This is a genomic window from Paenibacillus sp. 01L418 (assembly GCF_056400045.1).
Window position 1 is genome coordinate 1 of the sequence record NZ_JBFTSN010000525.1, and the last position, 3,925, is coordinate 3,925.

3 protein-coding genes and 1 pseudogene are annotated in these 3,925 nt (G+C 40.3%); all 4 read right to left on the reverse strand.

What is annotated here, in order from left to right:
• Positions 1 to 111: 111 nt before the first annotated feature.
• Entirely contained in the window at positions 112 to 1,038 is a 927-nt protein-coding gene (locus tag AC1DSE_RS31915) for an ABC transporter permease (RefSeq protein ID WP_076265595.1), read from the reverse strand.
• Positions 1,039 to 1,045: 7 nt separating this feature from the next.
• The gene (locus AC1DSE_RS31920; RefSeq protein WP_477528811.1) at positions 1,046 to 2,329 is read right to left on the reverse strand and encodes a Gfo/Idh/MocA family protein; all 1,284 of its coding nucleotides are present in this window, start codon (positions 2,327 to 2,329) and stop codon (positions 1,046 to 1,048) included.
• Between the two features lie 48 nt (positions 2,330 to 2,377).
• The gene (locus AC1DSE_RS31925; protein WP_477509712.1) at positions 2,378 to 3,463 is read right to left on the reverse strand and encodes a DUF4832 domain-containing protein; all 1,086 of its coding nucleotides are present in this window, start codon (positions 3,461 to 3,463) and stop codon (positions 2,378 to 2,380) included.
• Positions 3,464 to 3,467: 4 nt separating this feature from the next.
• A pseudogene (locus AC1DSE_RS31930) lies at positions 3,468 to 3,925 on the reverse strand (acyltransferase domain-containing protein); the annotation flags it as partial.

A 3,925-nucleotide genomic window follows, 5' to 3' on the forward strand; every position in this document is an offset into this window, starting at 1 on the left:
CACTTAAGGTCAATACAAGCGGGTATAAACAAACGAGTGCAAATAAGCCAATAAAACAGTACGCCAAGCTCTTTACGAGTTTATCTCCAAGCAATCGATTAGTTTCCATTATTAAAATAGACCCTCTCCATCGTTTATTTTCTTAGCCGATTTGTTAGCTGCAGAGATTAAAATTAATCCCATTAGAGACTGAAATAATCCGATTGCAGTCGAATAAGAAAAGCCCAACGTACGCATAGACTGGTAAACATAAGTATCGATGACGGTAACCTCGTCAATAAGTACCGGGTTATTGCCGACAATGCCGTATATCATACCAAAGTCACCATAAAAGATCCGTCCAACGCTTAGTAAAGTTAAGACAATAATCGTTGGTTTTAACATAGGAATCGTTAAGAAAACAATGCGCTGCAGCTTATTCGCGCCATCTACTTTCGCTGCTTCATACAAGCTCCCATCAAAGTTAGCCATTGCAGCCATGTAAAGAATCGAGCTATACCCGCTCCACTTCCAAACACTCGATAGAATAATGATCCATTTCCAATACTTCGGTTCTGAATACCATCTAATCGGATCTGCCCCAAAAAATTCCAAAATATTGTTGGCAACACCTACATCCGTTGAGAAGATCCCATAAAGAATAGCGCCTACTACAACCCACGATATAAAATAGGGAAAAAACATCATGCTTTGAGCAATCCGCTTAAACGATTTATTGCGTATCTCGTTTAAGAAAACAGCGATACTGACTGGAACAATAATGCCTAATATGAGGCTGAAAAAGTTAATGTATAAGGTGTTATAGGTAACCTTCCAGCCCATGCTATTTTTAGAGAAAAAGTAAGTGAAGTTATCAAGACCAACAAATTTACTGCCAAATATGCCGTCAACTACATTAAAGTCGGTAAATGCCATCCATATTCCTGCAAAAGGGATGTAGCTGAACATGATTAATACAACAAGCGCAGGCACGCACATGAGATACAATATTCTGTTTTTCTTTATCTCATATAAGAAACCTTTCACAACTGAACTCATTACATCACTACCTTTGCATCGTTATCGAGCGGCTATCGCGTAATGTTTCTTGCAGCTCTTCCTTTAAATGATCGATATCAATTACTGTACCTGTAACCCTTGCTCTCTCAGCTGCATAGGCCATAATGTGACTTTCTACTGATCTATCAATGGAAGATCTGCTGTTGCTGTCCTCATTTTCTAAATTGTCCAAGAAATCGATCATCAGTCCTGTATCCCCGCCATTATGTCCGCCATTCATGGCAGCTGGCCGGATCACGGTGTGCTCATATTGTTCAGACATATTGGATGTGAACCGCGTTACTTCAATGATATTTAAGCTGTCATCACCTCTAATTTCTCCATGCTCGCACATAATTTTAAGCGTACGATACATCTTATTGGTAAAACCGCTTAAATTAAAGGTGACCGTTACGCCATTTTTGAACTCAATAATGGATGCTTGATGGTCACAAACATTATTATCAGACCGATAAACACAGCGTCCATAAGGGCTTGTTTCCAAAGCCTTCAATAATCCCTCTTCAGTCTGATCCACCGAAATCGTTGTAGCCGGCCATTGTCCTCTGATAGGAAGATAAGCCTTTCTGGCATCGAAGCGGYAATCTGCGGCAACTTTACAATCTAGGCATCGATCAGCGCTATTAGCTGGTGCATTCTCTTCTTTAAAATAAGTCAGGTCCCCATAGGAAGAAATCCGCTTCGCATCACTGTCCACAAGCCATGCCAATATATCCATATCATGACAGGATTTCTGCATAATAATTGGGCTCGCTAGGTCGCTGTTTCTCCAATTCCCCCTTACAAAAGAATGAGCCATATGATAATTTCCGACGTTTTCATTATGCTGAATGGTTATGATCTTTCCCAGCTCATTGCTATCAATAATTTTTTTTATTTCTGCGAAGAAATTTGTATATCGGAGCACATGACAAACGATAACTTTGCGAMCTTTTTCATTTGCTTTTTGTTGTATTCTTAAACATTCCTCCGGACTTGGCGAAATTGGTTTTTCCAACAGAATGTCATAACCAAGATCAAGCGCTTCCATCGTTTGCGTATAATGGTCTCTGTCCATCGAAGAAATAATAAGAGCGTCGCAAATTTTTCCCAATCGATAAAATTCATCTACAGATTGAAATTGATTCTCCAGAGGGATGCCGAACTGATCGGCTGCTACCTTTCTTCTATTGTCATTTGGTTCAACTACCGCAACAATTTCTACTGTTTTGCTTGCGTATTCTGAATAAATCATGCCTCTTTGCCCTGCTCCGATTAATGCAAGTTTCAAATCAACTACCTCCAGCGTATGAGTTTTTATCCAAGATGCACTCTATTACTATTCCGGCAATTTAGGATCTTCCAATGGATAATATCCTTCGGGATAATAGGTATCCCATATATTCAAAAGAGGATCTTCACTTGTGATTTCAACGTTCACAGTACCTGCCTCGTAATAACCGTCCTGCACGTTGCTTTGAATATTCAGATTGATGAATGTTCGGTCTTCGAAAAACAAGCCAAAGCTTAATGTATAATTTCCCGGCGGCATATCCGGCAATTGTATAATCTCGTTATGGACAAGATCCCCCGTTAACCATGACTCCGTTGCAGCGTGGATGGGAATTTCATACGATACATCCCCTTGCACTAATTTCACCCACAAACGAAATTCACGGTAATTTCTTGAAGTCCCTGTGTTAACAAACCAGAACCGAAGCGGTAAGCTGCCCCCACTAGAAACGTTCTCTGGATATGTCAATCTTCGTAGAGTAAGGTCATACCCAAGCTCTATTTCCAAATTAGAAAGGCTTGCATGCCATCGATGCGACTCACGCCTACTATTAGGACCGCATACATTATCGGTAAAATGCAGGACGACCGGATAACTCTTCCATACCTGCTGCAGCTTCTGTTTGGCAAATGCTTCACAGCATGTTATCCAGTTATCTTCACTGCAATTAACGATCAATCCAAACCCACGGCCATGTTCCCTTAAGTATTGAATTAGTCTTGCATTGTGCAGATCAGCAAGAAGCGTCGTGAATTCAAAAGAATCCATATAGGCATTCCATTCTTCCTTGCCGTCAGCGAGAGTCGATATTACAACTCCTTCAAGTCGACTATCTGAATCTATATAACTCCCAACTTTTCTTATAAAAGCAGCAAAACATTCATCAGCATGACCTTTCACCCATAAAGGTAAGTCCGGTTTGATCCAAAGTATTGGATTTCTTGCTGATTTAAGTGCTGTCTTCAGCTGTTCGAGTTTGTATTCCCCTCTAGTTGGCTCTAGTTCATTCCATGAATAAGAAACATATTGGAAAGCACCATTTCTTGATTGAGCGTCATTACTCGGTAATGGATAAGGCCGGAATTTTACGGTTTTATACTTCTCGTAGTTTTCAAGCGAATATTTACCCATCCCATTACCTCCTCTGTAAATGGCAGTCAACGGTATTAAAGAATTGATCAATATCCACATCTGAAATATAGGGCATATTTCCAATCTGTTCGATTTCTTCCTTCAAAACAATCATGCTTAAAGTGTTAAATCGCGCTCCCGTCTTCATATAAGCTGCAGCAGCTCTTTGCAACGAGGTTTTGTACTTCACATCGTTCTGGACAGGATCTGCCTCCCGATCTCCAAAGGCTTCATAACGCAGCATGCTGTCCCCTTCAAATGTGGGATAATTATAAAATTGCCTTTGAACCAATACGATATTGCTTTTTTCATTGTCCAGTATCAGCGATAATCTCGTATCATAAAGCCAGCTTGCGCTCCAGAAGCCTTTTATATTTAACTCCGGAAAATAATTAGCATATAATTCAATTGCGAGTGACATCGAATGTTTCAGCCTTTCGGGTGTATAGCCAGGTCCAGATG

Bases quoted from the DNA above. Each gene is read 5' to 3' on its own strand.
- AC1DSE_RS31915 (WP_076265595.1), bottom strand. From the start codon at position 1,038: ATGAGTTCAGTTGTGAAAGGTTTCTTATATGAGATAAAGAAAAACAGA.
- AC1DSE_RS31925 (WP_477509712.1), bottom strand. From the start codon at position 3,463: ATGGGTAAATATTCGCTTGAAAACTACGAGAAGTATAAAACCGTAAAA.